Origin of the sequence: Streptomyces sp. NBC_00989 (assembly GCF_045162655.1) — a bacterium.
Lineage (GTDB): Bacteria > Actinomycetota > Actinomycetes > Streptomycetales > Streptomycetaceae > Streptomyces.
In genome coordinates, this window is sequence record NZ_CP108728.1 from 1,247,667 (window position 1) to 1,262,507 (window position 14,841).

17 protein-coding genes and 1 pseudogene are annotated in these 14,841 nt (G+C 68.4%); 3 read left to right on the top strand and 15 right to left on the bottom strand.

Annotation, left to right across the window (positions count from 1 at the left end; translation table 11 throughout):
- The first annotated feature begins 34 nt into the window (after nt 1-34).
- Nucleotides 35-1,342 carry a cellulase-like family protein gene (locus tag OG714_RS05620; RefSeq protein ID WP_406118961.1) on the top strand — a complete coding sequence of 436 codons (1,308 nt, stop codon included), beginning with the start codon at nt 35-37 and terminating at the stop codon, nt 1,340-1,342.
- A 327-nt stretch (nt 1,343-1,669) separates the two neighbouring features.
- Here OG714_RS05620 and OG714_RS05625 read toward each other — a convergent pair whose 3' ends face one another.
- From OG714_RS05625 to OG714_RS05675, 11 genes and pseudogenes are all read right to left on the bottom strand, one after another.
- Nucleotides 1,670-2,080, bottom strand: coding sequence for a nuclear transport factor 2 family protein (locus tag OG714_RS05625; protein ID WP_406118962.1), 411 nt, complete (start codon nt 2,078-2,080; stop codon nt 1,670-1,672).
- A 2-nt stretch (nt 2,081-2,082) separates the two neighbouring features.
- Entirely contained in the window at nt 2,083-2,889 is an 807-nt protein-coding gene (locus OG714_RS05630) for an MBL fold metallo-hydrolase (RefSeq protein WP_406118964.1), read from the bottom strand.
- A 44-nt stretch (nt 2,890-2,933) separates the two neighbouring features.
- On the bottom strand, nt 2,934-3,542 hold the full coding sequence (locus OG714_RS05635) for a DsbA family protein (RefSeq protein ID WP_406118965.1): 609 nt from the start codon (nt 3,540-3,542) through the stop codon (nt 2,934-2,936).
- A gap of 155 nt (nt 3,543-3,697) precedes the next feature.
- The gene (locus tag OG714_RS05640; RefSeq protein WP_406118967.1) at nt 3,698-4,192 is read right to left on the bottom strand and encodes a MarR family winged helix-turn-helix transcriptional regulator; all 495 of its coding nucleotides are present in this window, start codon (nt 4,190-4,192) and stop codon (nt 3,698-3,700) included.
- A gap of 304 nt (nt 4,193-4,496) precedes the next feature.
- Nucleotides 4,497-5,702: an FAD-dependent oxidoreductase gene (locus tag OG714_RS05645; protein WP_406118969.1), complete on the bottom strand. Its 1,206-nt coding sequence runs from the start codon at nt 5,700-5,702 to the stop codon at nt 4,497-4,499.
- Between the two features lie 339 nt (nt 5,703-6,041).
- A pseudogene (locus OG714_RS05650) lies at nt 6,042-7,002 on the bottom strand (TIGR03557 family F420-dependent LLM class oxidoreductase).
- A 43-nt stretch (nt 7,003-7,045) separates the two neighbouring features.
- Complete coding sequence (locus OG714_RS05655; RefSeq protein ID WP_406118970.1) at nt 7,046-7,390, bottom strand: hypothetical protein; 345 nt, start codon at nt 7,388-7,390, stop codon at nt 7,046-7,048.
- 176 nt (nt 7,391-7,566) lie between these two features.
- Entirely contained in the window at nt 7,567-7,809 is a 243-nt protein-coding gene (locus tag OG714_RS05660) for a hypothetical protein (RefSeq protein ID WP_406118971.1), read from the bottom strand.
- Nucleotides 7,810-8,004: 195 nt separating this feature from the next.
- Nucleotides 8,005-8,355 carry a PRC-barrel domain containing protein gene (locus OG714_RS05665; RefSeq protein WP_406118972.1) on the bottom strand — a complete coding sequence of 117 codons (351 nt, stop codon included), beginning with the start codon at nt 8,353-8,355 and terminating at the stop codon, nt 8,005-8,007.
- A 135-nt stretch (nt 8,356-8,490) separates the two neighbouring features.
- Entirely contained in the window at nt 8,491-8,670 is a 180-nt protein-coding gene (locus tag OG714_RS05670) for a hydrophobic protein (RefSeq protein WP_406118973.1), read from the bottom strand.
- A gap of 299 nt (nt 8,671-8,969) precedes the next feature.
- A complete protein-coding gene (locus OG714_RS05675) occupies nt 8,970-10,223 on the bottom strand; it encodes a phospholipase D-like domain-containing protein (RefSeq protein WP_406118974.1) in 1,254 nt (417 codons plus the stop codon).
- Nucleotides 10,224-10,298: 75 nt separating this feature from the next.
- On the opposite strand from OG714_RS05675, the gene OG714_RS05680 reads away from it, so the two are divergent.
- Nucleotides 10,299-11,138: a DUF1206 domain-containing protein gene (locus tag OG714_RS05680; RefSeq protein ID WP_406131725.1), complete on the top strand. Its 840-nt coding sequence runs from the start codon at nt 10,299-10,301 to the stop codon at nt 11,136-11,138.
- 279 nt (nt 11,139-11,417) lie between these two features.
- On the opposite strand, the gene OG714_RS05685 is transcribed toward OG714_RS05680, so the two are convergent.
- The 3 genes from OG714_RS05685 to OG714_RS05695 form a co-directional block, all read right to left on the bottom strand.
- Nucleotides 11,418-12,257, bottom strand: a complete 840-nt coding sequence (locus OG714_RS05685; protein WP_406118975.1) for an RNA polymerase sigma factor SigF — start codon at nt 12,255-12,257, stop codon at nt 11,418-11,420.
- 248 nt (nt 12,258-12,505) lie between these two features.
- Nucleotides 12,506-12,859 (bottom strand): PRC-barrel domain containing protein, encoded by a 354-nt coding sequence (locus OG714_RS05690; protein WP_406118977.1) that lies wholly within the window; start codon nt 12,857-12,859, stop codon nt 12,506-12,508.
- Nucleotides 12,860-13,042: 183 nt separating this feature from the next.
- Complete coding sequence (locus tag OG714_RS05695; RefSeq protein ID WP_033279275.1) at nt 13,043-13,213, bottom strand: hypothetical protein; 171 nt, start codon at nt 13,211-13,213, stop codon at nt 13,043-13,045.
- Nucleotides 13,214-13,394: 181 nt separating this feature from the next.
- On the opposite strand from OG714_RS05695, the gene OG714_RS05700 reads away from it, so the two are divergent.
- A complete protein-coding gene (locus tag OG714_RS05700) occupies nt 13,395-13,571 on the top strand; it encodes a CsbD family protein (protein WP_406118978.1) in 177 nt (58 codons plus the stop codon).
- A gap of 300 nt (nt 13,572-13,871) precedes the next feature.
- Here the strand turns inward: OG714_RS05700 and OG714_RS05705 are convergent, their stop codons facing one another.
- Nucleotides 13,872-14,261, bottom strand: a complete 390-nt coding sequence (locus tag OG714_RS05705) for an ATP-binding protein (protein ID WP_406118979.1) — start codon at nt 14,259-14,261, stop codon at nt 13,872-13,874.
- Between the last annotated feature and the right edge of the window lie 580 nt (nt 14,262-14,841).

Below are 14,841 nucleotides of genomic sequence, written 5' to 3' on the forward strand. Positions count from 1 at the left end.
AGCGTCCTATCGCACACGAACGACGGGTGACCTCATGACCACCGCACAGCAGCAATCCACCCCGCCCGGGAGCACGGGCCGACTCGCCATCACCCTGTGGGACTTCAGCTGGTACACGCAGGCGGGCCCCGGCGAACCCTTCGCCGACCTCGACCGCGCCTTCGCCGAGGCGGTGGAGCGGGGCTTCAACACCGTGCGCGTCTGCGCGATGCCCTTCCTGCTGTTCTCCGGACGGGTCCCCTCCTCGGAGTCCGTCCAAGTCCGCGGCCTGGGCGATCAGTTCGGACAGCGCACCCGCTGGTACAACGTGCGCGGCGGCTATCCGCTGGACGGCCGCCGCCGACTCGTCGAGCTGTTCGAGGCAGCCGCCCGGCACGACTGCCAGGTGATCGTGTCCTCATGGGAGTACCAGCAGTCCCCCAGCTTCGCGGACACCGACACCTGGCACCGCGCCCTGGCCGCCGTCCCCGGCCCGGACCGCGCCGAGGCCGTGGCCGAAGCCCTCGCCGCGCTGCTCGACTTCCTCACCGAGCGCGGACTGGCCGACCGCGTCGCCTACGTCGAGGTCCACAACGAGGTCGACAACTGCTCCCTCGTACCGGCCGACGGCACCCCCGGCCACTACGCCCGGTTGCGCGGCCCCCTCGAACGGGCCGTCAAGCTGCTGCGGGCCCGCCACCCCACCATCCCCATCACCTACTCGCTGGGCGAGCCCTGGCCCGGCGAACTCAACGACCTGCCCGAGCAGGCGCAGATCGCACACTTCCACTTCTACGTCTACGGCGTCCTCGGCGCGCTCTATGAGGCGGCGGGACTCGGCCACGGCACCGAAGGGGCACCCGAGACGGCCACCTGGCCCACCCCCGCGCTGGCCGCCATGCTGCGCCCCGACGCGCCCGCATTCACCGACTACCAGCCGGCCGAACCCTGGCGCCTGGCCGCCACCGGGATCCCCCGCGAACTGTTCTACGCGCACGACTGGGTCGACCCCGACCGCTGGGACCTGTGGCTCTACGAGAACTATCCGGCGCACCGGCAGGCCATGCGGGAGACGCTGGCCGGGTGGGTCGACTCCGTCGCCGAGTTCGCCCGCCTGCGCGGCATCCCCGCCGTCCTCGGCGAGAGCGTCGTCGGATACACACCTCTCCTGACCCGCTTCGAAGAGGACGCCGTCGGCAAGGACATCGCGGAGTTCGTCGTCGACCGCTGCCTCGCGGCAGGCTTCCAGGGCATCGTCCTGACCTCCAACGCGGCCCCGCACCACCCCATGTGGCACACCGATCCGGACTGGATGCGGCGGGTCAACGCCCGTATCACCACGGGCGGGCAGGGCGCGACCTGAGAAAAGCGGTGGCCTGATGGAGGAGGTGCAGGCCGGTGCCGCGTCGTGCGGTGCCCCGCACAAGGATGGTGGCGGGGCACCGGTGGGCAATCCGTGGCGTCAGGCGTCTTGGTCGGGGTGCCTGAGTGAGGACACGTGACGACCAAATCCCCTTCGGCGACGGCCCGCTCGATGTCCTGGCGCAAGTCAGCTCTCGCCGATATGCGCGGCAGCGGCCTGCTCCGGCTGACAGTCGTTGAACGGCTGCTCGTAAGACGCGATGCCGAGCGCCTTGTTGTCGGCGGCGGTCACGAGCTTCTCCTGCTCTCTGGGGGTCGAGTGGTGCGGTTAGACGGTCATGGCGTCGCGGACGAGCGCGGTGTCGACGAACTGCTCGAAGCGCACGATGTGTCCGCCGCGTACGACGAAATGGTGGGCGACGCGGACGGCGATCGGCTTCCCTGTCGCCTTGTTGGCCGCGGTGTAGCGGGCGAGGACGACGACGTTCTCGCCGTCGACGACGTAGGTGTCGTCATGGGCGGTCCAGCCGTCCCAGTCCTGGCCCAACTTCTCCATCACGCCCGCGGTGACGCCGTCGGGGGTCCGGTACGTGCCGGCGAGGGGGAAGCCGGCCATCTCCGTCCACTCCACGTCGGGAGCGAGGGTGGCCCGAAGCGCCTCCAGGTCACCTGCCGCGGAGGCGAGGTACTGGCGGCGCACGACGTCGGCGGGGGCGGTGGAGGTGGTGAACTCGGTCATGGTCAGCCCCACTTCATCTCGCCCTTGGCGACCTTCGCGCCGATCTGGGCGGCGATCAGCATGCCGTTGTCGGGGTAGCGCTTGACCAGCGCCTCGGTCAGCGCGGCGCCGTCGGCCGCCTTGCCGAGCTCCTCCTCGAAGGCGAGGAGGTACTCGCGGGTCGCGGTGATCGCGGACGTGTCCGCCGCCGTACCGGGCAGACGGTGCCCCGGCACGACGAGCTGCGGGTCGAGCGCGGCCATCTCGTCCAACATGTCGATCCATGCGGCACGGTCGCCCGGGGTGGGGGTGTCGGCGACCCAGACGTGCTCCTGCTGGAAGAGCAGGACACCGCCGAGGAGGGCACGGTGCTCGGCCTGCCACAGGTAGTGCCGGTCGGGCAGCGCGGCCGGGCCGCCCTTGAGCTCGAAGCGGTGGCCCTCCAGGGCGAGGTCACCGGTCAGCGCGGTCAGGTCGACCAGGCGGGTGGGCAGGTTCGGGCCGAGCGCGGCCCACGCCTTGAGCTTGCCCTCGTAGGAGTCCTGGATGTGCTCGATGACGAGCGGGGTGGCGACGAACGTCGCATCCGGGAAGGCGTCGGCGATCACCTCGGCGCCGAAGTAGAAGTCGGGGTCGGCATGGCTGACGAAGACGGTGGTCAGCTTCTTGCCGGAGTCGAGGATCTCGGCGGCGAGTCGGTGGCCGTCGGCGCGGGTGAAGGCGGCGTCGACCAGCAGGGCCTCGTTCTCGCCGGTGACGAGGGTGGCCGTCTTGTTCTTACTGCCGGCCGGGAAGTCGAGGTCGAGGACCTTGAAGGAGAGGGTGCTCATGCGGGGGCTCCTTTACGCGAGGGATGGGGTGGGGCAGGGGAAGATCAGTGGGCGGCGAAGCGTGCGTCGACCTCGTCGGCGGTGGCTTGGCCGTAGGCCAGCGGGGTGACGGAGTCGCCGTCGACGGCCAGCAGCGTGGGGAACCCGGTAACGCCGAGCTGGACCGCGCGGCGGAAGTCGGCGTGGGCCGCGGCCTGTGCGTCGGGTGCTTCGAAGGCGGCGACCACGGCGTCCGCGTCCAGCCCGGCCTCCTCCGCGACCTTCCGATAGGTGGCCGCTTCGGACAGGCTGCGTCCGTCGACGTAGAAGGCGGCCTGCAGGGCCGCGGCCAGCTCCGCCGCGCGGTCGGGGGCGGCCTGGCGCAGGGCGGCGACGCCACGGGCGGCGGCCTCGGAGTCCATCACGAACGAGCCGTCGGCGATCCGCTGCTCGTAGGCCGCGCCGAACTCGGCGCCGGTCAGCTCGGCGATCTTGGCGTTCGCGCTCTGGACGTAGCCGAACTGGCGGACGGGTACCCGCCGCGATCCGGTGAACAGGCCGCCGGAGACGACTTCGACCGGTAGTTCGGGGTGACAGGCGGCGACCTCGCTCAGTGTTCCGGAGAACCCGTGCGACCAGCCGCAGTAGGCGTCGAAGACGTAGACGAGCTTCATCGAGGACCTCGGCAGGGATGTGCGCCCGCGGGCTGCGAGCGATTCATCTGACAGAACAGTAACTGACGCGTCAGATATTTCAAGGTTCGTGTGAGGTGAGGCACACGGGTGTGGCTGACCACGTCATCACACCAGCGTGGCCGCTGGTCCGCAGGTCAGGGCAGTCGGGGCAGCAGGTCCCTAGCGGTGTGGCTGATGATCCGGAGATCCTCCGCGAACCGCTTCCGATCCGCCTCCGGCAAGGGCTCCACGAGGTACCGCTTGATGTTCTCCAGGTGCACCCGGGACGCGCACACGACCGTCTCCTCGCCCAACGGCGTCAGCCGCACCAGCTTTCCGCGCCGGTCGTCGGGGGAATCCGCACGCGTCACGAAACCCGCCGTCTGCATGCGATCCACCAGGCGGGTGGCACCGCCCGTGGTCAGCACCTGCTCCTGGGCGATGGCCCGCATGGAAAGCCCCGGCTCGCCCGCACGCCCGAGGATCAGCAGCACCTCGAAGACCAGATGGCTGATGCCGCACTCCGCCTCCAGCGCCCGGCCGAGGATGTACTCGAGCCGGTTCGCCGCCCCCTGCAGCCGCCCGAACGCCAGGATGAGCTCGTGATCCGCAGCCTCCTTCGCCGTCCTGATCTCAGCTTCCTCACCCACGGCAGCGCCGCCCCTCTCGTCGTCCCGGTGCCACCGTACCGATCACGTTCGGACATGCGGGGCAGCGGAGGCACCTGGACCTGTCGAGCGACAGACAGACTCATCTCCGCCTCCAGCGCCGTGAGGTCGGGACGGCATGAGCAAAGCCACCGACACCGGTTCATACCAGGGTGAAGGCGATGCTCGCCGTCGCCGCGCTTCACCCGTGGCCCACGCCACGGCGTGTTGTGAAAGTGCCCATTTTCGTGTGCGTGGGCGGTGAGCTCGGGCGGTGCTTGCGGGCACCGCCCGAGCAATGCCGTGACTATTCGGGCGGAGGCAGGTGCCCGATCACCTTCTGGCCGACGAACGCCGACGTCCGCAGGGCGTGGTAGGCGTAGTCGCGCATGGCCTCCTCGTAGGCCGCGATGCCGTCGAGGAGCGGCTTGTCTCCGGCGGTGACTGCGATCAGTTGATCCCCCAGGGTGTGCGCGTCGCGCAGCGCGGTGTTGGCTCCGATGCCCAGGGCGGGACTCATGGCGTGGACGGCGTCGCCCATGACGGTGACGGTGGACGGTTCCCAGGCGTCGACGGGTACACAGCTGCGGCACTTGAGGGCCTGCACGGTGGCGGTGTCCCACAGCCGCACGGTGTCGACCAGGGCCGGGTGCCAGCCGGCGACGCGCCGCCGGGCGTGTGCCTTGAGCATGTCGGGGCCGACGGTGAACAGCTCGTCGTCGGGGAGCATCCGGTCGGGCAGGGAGTTGAAGATGCTCAGCGCGTAGTCGGCGGTGGCCTCACGCCGGAAGCCGGGGTCCTGCTCGGCGATCAGCGGTGACGTGGGGTCGGTGCGCTCCAGCGGTCCGAGGGTCAGCCCGGTGAGGTCGGCGTCGTAGGCCAGGGAGAAGGCGTTGAACAGCTCTGCGGGCAGCTTGGCCTTCGCCTCGCCGGTGAGGTGGATCTTCGCGGCGATGTGCCGCGAGCCGAGGTCGGCGACCTGGACCTGAGGCAGGCGCTGCGCGCGGACGGCCGAGTTGATGCCGTCCGCGGCGATGAGCACGTCGGCTTCGACCGTGGCACCGTCCTCCAGCAGCACGGTGACCGTCGAGTCGGGGCGGACGCGGTAGCCGGTGACCTTGGCACCGAAGTGCACGGCCTTCTCCAGGCCGAGGTAGAGGATGCGGCGCAGGGTCGAGCGGCACACCACCAGATGTTCGGGAATGTCGGCGGGCACGCCGGTGCCCTCGGTGGCCGACCTGTCGCGGCCGGGGCGGAGGGTGAGCTGCTCGTCGAAGAGGAGCATGTCCTCGCTCGGCATGCCGCAGGTCGCCAGGAACAGCTCCCACAGGCGGGGCTCCAGCGCGGCGTGCAGCGCGGAGGTGCCGGTGGAGTTGATGCAGATCCGGTACCCGGCCTCGCGGGCCGCGATATCGGCGTCGCGTTCGCAGACGGCCACGTCCAGGCCGTGCCGGTCCAGGTAGTGGGCCAGGGTCAGCCCGGCGAGTCCGCCGCCGGCGATGACAATTCGCATTTCGGACACAGTGCTGCGAGTGCAGAGTTCTTCTCGTACGCGGAGCACACCAGAACTCCCCTGAAGGGGAGGACGTTGACGCAGAACGGGAAACCGGTGACCTGCGGTCCGGACTACCAACCGGAAAGCAATTTCGTGTGCGCTGAAAGAGTACACCGACAGCCTGCCGCGAGGGGCGGGTCAATCCTGCGATGTGCGGGAGTTCACCACTTCCACACCTAAGGAATCCTTCATCTCTCATTCCCCGCGTAAAGCCTTGACGAATTGAGATATATCTGGTCAGCGGAACATGGATTAACCGATTCGGCGAATATGCGTTCACATTCCACACGATCGCTTTCACGCCCGCATCCAGCACCGGAGGGCTGACCGCCGAACGCCGGCCATGGCTGGATCAGAGGCATTCGTCGCCGGCCGCGACCACCAGCCCTGGTCGAACTTCGGCGGGCGCCCGCCGCGTGTGCCGAGGTCCCTTCGGTTGCGGATCCGATCCACCACGTCTGTTCCTTGCTGCCCCAGCCACTTCGCCAGGGAGACGATTGGCTCACCGGGTTCGAGCATCACCGAGGCGTACGTATGGCGCAGTACGGGGAAGCCCTGCTCGCGGCTCGGCTCCCCAACGCGCGACGGCTTCTCACCCGGCTGCCGCTTGGGCAGCGGCGAGATGACTCCCGCACCCGCAAGAGCGGGCTTCCACGCCGTGGTGTTCCAAGTGGTGCGGGTGATCGCGTTGCGCTGCCCCGTGTAGACGAGGAGCCGGACCGTCGCCCTACGTCGGTCCTCGCGTGCGAGACCGGGCTCTTCGGGATCCAGCCATGGCAGGGGCACGTCGATCGGTTCACAGTGCTCCTGGTGCGTGAGGATCCGCTTCGCGAGGAGCGCGCGGATGATCTCCACGGCCTCCTCCAACCTCTCCAGCCGGACATGCGCGGCGGGCCAACCGCCGCCCACCACATGCTCGTTGACGTTCTCCCCGGAGCCGAGGCCGAGGCGGAACCGTCCCTGGGACAGGAGTTGGACCGTGGCGGCCTTCTGGGCGACGACCGCCGGGTGGTAGCGGGTCGTCGGGCAGGTCACGTACGTCATCAGCGGAATGCGTTCGGTGGCCTGCGCGGCGGCACTGAGCACGCTCCACGCGTAGGAGGCGTGGGCCCTGGGACTCCAGTCAGGGGAAGTAGTGGTCGGACGTGACGGAGAAGTCGAAGGCGGCGCGCTCGGCGCCGACCACATGGCCCACCAGCTCCCGTGGACCGGCCTGCTCGGTCATCATCGTGTACCCGATCTTCACCGTGGCGCTCATCTCCTCACGGGTCGGACTCTCGCAAGGACGGCTCCCTGTCCCGTCACCCCTTCGTCGTGAGCCGCAGGCCGACCTCCTTCTCCTGGCCTCCTGACGCCGCACCCCAGTGGTCCACGGCGAACGCCGTACTCAGAGCCTCGAACAGTCGGTCCACGGCGGCGTAGGCGCCCTGGAGCGTGGCGGAGACCGAGCTCTCCAGCGCAACCGGATCCGTGGGGATCCGCTCCCGTTCCGGCTCGAACTCCGCGGTCCACACGGCTGAGTGATCGCCCGGCCGCTCCTGGGGCATGCCGTCAAGGGAACGGTCGGTCGGGAACGCCCTCCGCAGGACGCTGAAAACAGTGGCAGCATCCTCTTTGGACGCTCCGGTGAGGGACACGGTGGCCATCTGGCTCACTCTCCTTCAAGACGACGGGACGCAGGGGATCGAACGAACGGTTTACGGTGCCGGCCCGCGGTCGACCAGACGCAGGGGTGGAGAACACGGTGGCCCGTCCCAGAGTGACGGTTACGAAGGCGACCTTTTCAGCGTCGCCCGCCTCGGCTCCCACGGTGCACGGAGCGTCAGCCGGGCGGTTCGTCGGGTACGGGGTGCCCCGGACGTGCGCCGCCGGAATGCGTGGCGCCTTTCCGTCCGGTGCCGGCCTCGTCCGTGTCGGGGATCTTCGGGTCAGGAGGTTCCGCATCACGCCCCTCCGGCTCGCGCTGCTCGTCGGCGCCGGCCTGCTGATCGGGCAGGTCCCTCGGTATCGGCTTCGGTTTCGGCACTCCTGCGTTTCCTGGGGCTTCCGGGCGGCGCTCGCTCACGGCGTTCTCGCTTCCTCGCACAGGGTCGGTGTCAGAGGCGGGTACCCCGACGGCCCACGACAAATCCGACCTCGACACCCCTGACCTGGGGCCGGGCCGTGCGGACATCCAGAGCACCGGTGGGGGTGCCCAGTCACGGCGAAGGGCGAGCGCCGGCAGAACGCCGGTACCCGCCCCTGTGCGCTGTGGTGACCGTCAGGCTCGGTGGTCTCCGTAGTAGCCACCGACCTGCTCGTGATAGCCGGCGTCACCGATGTGCTTGTCCTTGTCGAACTCGGGAGAGTTCTTGATCTCTTCCTTCGTACGGCCGACGTGGATCGTCCGGTCCGCGACGTCGATGGAGGAGATGACACCGGCAGGTAGCAGAACCTGCTTGCCGAAGATCCACACTCCGGTGTCGACGACGATGTACGCGGCTCCGACGTCCTCGGAATGCTTGTCGACCTTGCCGATCGAGCCGTCGCTCGCCTCGACCTTGAATCCGGTCAGGTCCGTCCCCGTCTGGTGGCCCGACTCTGCCTGGTAGCCCCACATGTTGTCCGTCATACAAAACCTCCTCGTGTAGTACGTGAAATACCGAGGAAGCCCGTCAGGATTTTCGGTGGGCGTCCCTCGGCAGGTCGAGTGCCCACCGTTTCCGGTCCCACACAATGTGAAATATCGACTACACGCCAGGGGAGATCACCACCGGTACCGGCGGCCCCTCGATCCGCCGCTTCCGGCGCTTCCGAAGCTCCGGAAAACGAACCCCAGAAGCCACAGAACCGCTACGACGCCAGCCACCCACCACAGAATATGGATCGCAAATCCCGCGCCACCCAAAATCAGTGCGAGGAGAAGTACAAGAATCAACACAGCCATGTCGATTCACCTTTCCGAAAGGCCGTGGTGCCCTCTTTGCCGTATGGCATACGGGCGTTTTTCGGCCTCACCTCCACGGTACGTCGCCGACCCTCCCGACCGGGACCTTCCACCAGGTCGACACGGTCGGTCCGTATGAGACGGCGCCTGCGGGTTACTCGTGGGCCGTGGGCGAGAGCCCGGCCGGCCGCGCTGTCGGCGGCTGTCAGATATCCGCCGACGTACGGTGCCGCCCGCCGCCCGCCCCGCAGGTCCAGGGACGGGACCGGTCGGCGTGCGCATCGAGGCCGATGGACAGGTCAGAGGAAGCGTCGTATCGGCAGGACAACCGCCTCCCGCACGCGTTGGAGCAGCGCGCGTCGCTTCCACCGTCCGGCTCGGATGAGTTCGCTGTGCTCCAGGTCTTCCGTGAAGTGGCGGTCCAGCGTCGCGGTGAACGTGGGGTCCAGTACGGCGAGCATGACCTCCTCGTCGTGGTCGAGGGAGCGGCGGTTGAAGTTCGTCGAGCCGATGAGCGCCGTGGCCCTGTCGACGGTGACGACCTTGGTGTGGAGCATGGTCGGCTGGTAGTGGTAGATCTTCACCCCGCATCCGGTGAGATCCTCGTAGTAGCGCTGGCCCGCGAGTTGGCAGACCCGCTTGTCGGTGTACGGGCCCGGCAGCAGGATCTCCACCTCGACCCCTCGGCGGGCGGCGGCGCACAGCAGCTCGATGAAGTACGCGTCGGGTGCGAAGTAGGCGGTGGCCAGCCGGATCCTTTCCTCCGCCGTCTCGATCACCACGCGGAACAGGGTCTGCATGTCCTGCCAGCCGAAACTGGCCGAGCCCCGGACGACCTGCACCACGGCATCGCCCTGCGGGGTGTGGTCGGTGAACCGGTCGCGGTCGTCGAAGAGTTCGTCATGGCACTCGGCCCAGTTCTGGGCGAAGGCTGCGGCCAGTCCGTCCACCGCGGGTCCGGTCACCTGGACGTGGGTGTCGCGCCATTCGTCCGGGGTGCGGGCGTCGCCGCACCATTCCTCGGCGATGCCGACGCCGCCGGTGAAGGCCGTCTCCTCGTCGACGACGAGGACCTTGCGGTGACAGCGGTGGTTCTGCTTCAGCGGAGACAGATACAACGGCTTGCGGAACCAGGCCACCTGCACGCCGGCCCGCTCCATCGCCTCCAGCTGGTCCTTCTCGATGAGCCGGCTCCCGAAGCCGTCCAGCAGCAGCCGTACCCTCACGCCTTCGCGCGCCCTGTCCGCGAGCGCGTCGGCGAACTGCCGGGCGATCTCTCCCTTCCAGTACACGAACGTCATCATGTCCACGGTGTGGTGGGCGGAGCGGATCCGGCCCAGCATGGCGCCGAAGATCTCGTCGCCGTTGCGCAGCGGGAGAAGCGCGTTGCCTTCCGTGGCCGCGATTCCTATGAGCCGTTCCAGCCGGCGTCTGGTGCGCCGGGCCCGGCCGTCGAGGACGCTACCTACGTCCTCCGCGCCGCCAGGCTCCTCGGACCTGACGGTTCCCGCCGTTCCGGCGGCTGCGTCGGCTGCGTTCTGCGTGTTTGGCATGGCTGCACCTTCCTGGACATCGAGCCGGAAGACAAAACCGGGATGGCCTCGTACTTCGAGGGCACCCGGAACGGCATGGCTACTGGATCGGCAACGGCACGCGGGCAGGAACAGGCCCACCGTGCGGCGAACAGCAAGGCGGTCGCGGCAGCGGCCCGTGCGGGCTTCGTCGCCCGCGGGGTCATCTACGTACTGATCGGCGTCCTCTCCCTGCGCATCGCCTTCTTCGGCGGGGGCAAGCAGGCCGACCGGGGTGGCGCGATCGCCGAGATCGCCCAGAAGCCCTTCGGCACAGTGCTGCTGTGGCTGCTCGGGATCGCTCTGGCCGGGATGTCCCTGTGGCGACTGTCCGAGGCCGCCTTCGGGCAGGCGGGCCCCGACGGCGACAAGCCGGGCAAGAGGGCGATGGCGGCGGGCCGTTTCGTCTTCTACGGCTTCGTCGCGTACTCCGTGCTCGCCTACGCGGCCGGGGACAAGGGCAGTGGCAGCGGCAGTTCCGACAAGAACTCCCAGGACGTCACGGCGAAGGCGCTGGACTGGCCCGGCGGGCAGTGGATCGTCGGCATCGCCGGTGCCGCCGTGACCGCTGCCGGTATATGGATCGCCGTCCGGGCGCTCCTGCGCAAGTTCGAGAAGCATCTGAAGATGGCGGAAATGTCCCGGACGACACGTCAAGTCGTCGTCTTCTTCGGTGTGTTCGGCGGTACGGCCCGGGGCATCGTCTTCGCCACGGCGGGCGGCTTCGCCATCGCCGCGGCGGTCCGGCACAAGCCCGGCGAGGCCAAGGGCATGGACGACACCTTGCGTACCTTCGCCGGCACCCCTGCGGGACCCTGGCTGCTGGCGCTGATAGCGGTTGGCCTCATAACCTTCGGCGTCTTCTCCTGGGCCAACGCACGCTGGCGCGACGTCTGACCCGACGGGCGCGGTTGTGGCACCCCATCACACGTCGACGGTGCCGCAGCTCGCGCTGCCGACGCCTTCCCAGCCACTTGCGGTGCGGACGAAGACCCGGAGTGCGGACCGCCGAAGTGATGGATACCGAACGCCGGCTGTCTTGCCAGGGCGCTCGTCCCGAATGCGCGGCGGAAATCACCGACGAGGGACTGTGCGTCACCGTCGGGATCGCGGGCTGCTCCCCACCCCCACACAGGGGCGACGGGGAGCAGCCGGTGTGTCGCGGATCAGTGCGGTCTAGTTGGTGGTGAGCATGCCTGCGCGGAGTTTGGCGAGGGTGCGGTTGAGCAGGCGGGAGACGTGCATCTGGGAGACGCCGAGGTGTTCGCCGATCTGGGCCTGGGTGAGTTCGTCGACGAACCGCATGTGGATGATGCGCCGTTCGCGGTCGCCGAGTTCGGCGATCAGGGGGGCCAGGGCGTTGAAGTCCTCGACGAGTTCGAGGGCGTTGTCGTCGAGGCCGATGAAGTCGGCCAGCGCGGCTTCGCCGTCGTCGCCGGAGCTGATGGCGGCGTCGAGGGAGGCGGAGTTGTAGCCGTTGGAGGCGAGACGTGCTTCGTTGACCTCTTCCTCGCTGAGGCACATCAGCTGGGAGAGTTCCTTGGTGGTGGGCATACGGCCGAGCCGGCTGCGGAGCTCTTCGTTGGCTTTCGCGAGCTGGACGCGGGCTTCCTGGAGGCGGCGGGGGACGTGGACCGCCCAGGAGGTGTCGCGGAAGAAGCGCTTGATCTCGCCGGTGATGTAGGGGACGGCGAAGGAGGTGAACTCGACTTCGCGGGTGAGTTCGAACCGGTCGATGGCCTTGATCAGCCCGATCGTGCCGACCTGGACGATGTCCTCCATCTCGTCCTGGCCACGGCTGCGGAACCGCGAAGCCGCGTACCGGACGAGCGTGACGTTCATTTCGATGAGGGTGTTACGCGCGTACTGGTACTCGTGCGTGCCCTCTTCGAGGAGGGCAAGCTGGTCGAGGAACAGCCTGGTCAGCTGACGGGCGTCCTTGGGGGCGACCTGTGAGGGGTCCGCGATCTCCGGCAGCACCCGGGTCTGTTCGTCCGCCGTCTTCGTCACCGTCATGTCAGGCCCCTCCCGCGTTGTCCGGACTGCGTGCCGGCGGTTCCTTGCCCGCCGACAATGATCGGCCTACCCGGGTTCGCGGAATGCACACCAGGTGATTTCAGAGCGAGTCCGCCGCCTGCCGTCGCACCGGGTCCATCGGTCCGCCCGGGGAAGGCGAGACCATGCGCTGTCGGCGGCCCGTACGACCGAATGCGGGGCCGACCGGAGTGTCTCCGGCCGGCCCCGCATTCGGGCTGATGCCGACGTCAGACGCATCGCTGGGTCTGGTAGTAGTCGGCGACCCGCTGGTGGTAGCCGACATCGCCGATGTGCTTGTCCTTGTCGAACTCGGGGGACTCCCTGATCTGGTCCCTCGTGAGGCCGACGTAGATCTTGCCCTCGGCCTGGTCGACCGTCTTCACGGTTCCGGCGGGCAGCAGGACGTGCTGGCCGAAGATCCACACGCCGGTGTCGACGACGAGATACGCGGAGGCGACGTCGTCCGAGTGCTTGTCGACCTTGCCGATGCTGCCATCGGTGGCCTCGACCGTGTAGCCGATCAGGTCGGTGCCCGTGGCGTGGCCGGTGGTCGGCTGGTAGCCCCAGATGGTGTCACTCATGGAGAACCGCTCCCTCGTCGAGCTCGTCGAGATTGTTTATTGATCCCGCATTCGAACTGCGAAGTCGTGCAGGTGCCGTCGAATTCGGTGACGTCTCCTCAGGACTTCAGAAATCCGCATGCCCCGGCCGGCCGGTCCCACACATTCACATCGGGAAGGAATGCGGATGGAAGGAATGCCCGCCTACCAGCGGTACCAGCGGCCGCGCTTGCCACCGCTCGCCGCGGGGCGGATCACGAAGCCCAGGACCCACACGACCAGCACGATGACGGCGATCCACCACAGGGCCTTGAGGGCGAAACCGGCGCCGAAGAGGATCAGGGCAAGCAGAAGAACAAGAAGAATAGGAACCATTGTTATCAACCTCCGATCCTCCGCTTGCCCTGTGGAGCGATCTTCACTCCTGCGGATTTTTTGTGTTTCCCGGGCGGTCCGGAACTGCTGAGAGTCCGTGCGGCAACCGTCCGGTTTGAAGGCGGGATATGCGGTGAGACGGGCGGCGAACCTATTTCGAGACAGGCAGGGGTGAGTGGTTGTGGCTGCGGACGAGAAGGCGAAGGCCAAGGGCGAGCAGGCCAAGGGCAAGGTCAAGAAGGTCGTCGGCGGAGCGGTGGGCAACGAGTCCCTCAAGGCCGAGGGGCGCGCCGAGGAGACCAAGGGCGACCTGCGCGCGGCGAAGGAGAAGGCCAAGGACGCCATCAAGCCCAAGTAGGGCACCACTCCTGATCCCGGTCCCGGCAGTCCGTTGGCTGCCGGGATTCGTGCTGTCCGGCGCCTGCGACGCTCCATCGGCGGCCGGACAGGCCGACACGCGTGGCGTGCGTGACGAACTCGGCTACGGCTGGTCGGCACCCTGCGCCGGTACCTGCCATGGGCGGCCGCAGCGTGCGGGGGTGGTGGGGGCGTGTCCGGGGTCGGCCACTCCGGCAGAAAGGAGTCCTGGGGGAAGAGCCTCACTCGGCGTTGCCGAAGGCCGGCCTCCGTAACCCGCACCGTTTCCCGGGTCCCGGCGTCACCGGGCGAGGAGGGCGCTTACGGTCTTGCCGCCGGCCGCCTGGCGGGTCACGGCGGTGGCCTGGGCGAGGCGGTTGACCATGGGCCAGCCGAAGCCTCCCGTGCCGCCGTTCAGATCGGGGGTGCGCATGCGTGGCGTCCGGGGGCTGCGGTCGTGCACGGCCACCTCGACGCCGTCCGGGTGCGCGGTCAGGTTCAGGGTGCAGGTGCCGCCGCCGTGACGCAGGGCGTTGGTGACGAGTTCCGAGACGACCAGGACCACGGTGTCGGCGGCCTCAGCTGCGATCGGATGGTCGAGGCCTCGGAGGAAGGCCCGGGCGCTTTCGCGTGCGCCGGCGGCGGAGGTCGCGGAGCGGACGGTCGCGACGTTGACGCTCATGGTGTTCATCAGGTCTCCCCGGTCTCTGGATCGTTGTCCGGTTCTGCCTGGCGGGTCTTGTGCCCCGGCCTGTGGCTCGCTAATCAGGCGGGAGCAGCCCTCGCTCCTGCGTCTACTGCTGTTCGAGGTGGATTGCCTGACTGTCGAACACGCGGAAATCTGTGTTTGTTGGAGTAGACATTGGTGCGGGGGCGTGATTATGGTTCTCTCGTAGCCCAGAGAGACAGCAGGGCCCGGCAGATACGAACTGCCGGGCGGAGCAGTACCCGCAGGTGCAGTTCGCAGGACGGTGCGGTGGTGGAGTTCCGAAGCCAGAGCGGTTGCAGGACGGCGACGGGACTGACGACCGGACCGGGTGGCCCGCAGTGATCAGGGGCCGCCATGAGCAGGACCCAGCAGCACGCAGTAGCCCACCAGTAGGCAGTTGATCCCAGAGGGAAGAACGGAGGAGCCGAGCGCCATCAGGATCGCCCGGGCCGACATCTTGAACCCGGGTACCGCAGGACATCGATAGTGAGGTGGTCTCCGGTCAAGCAACCGCGATCCCGGCACCCCCGACGGCATTCAGGTCGGGGCTGCGGAAACAGAG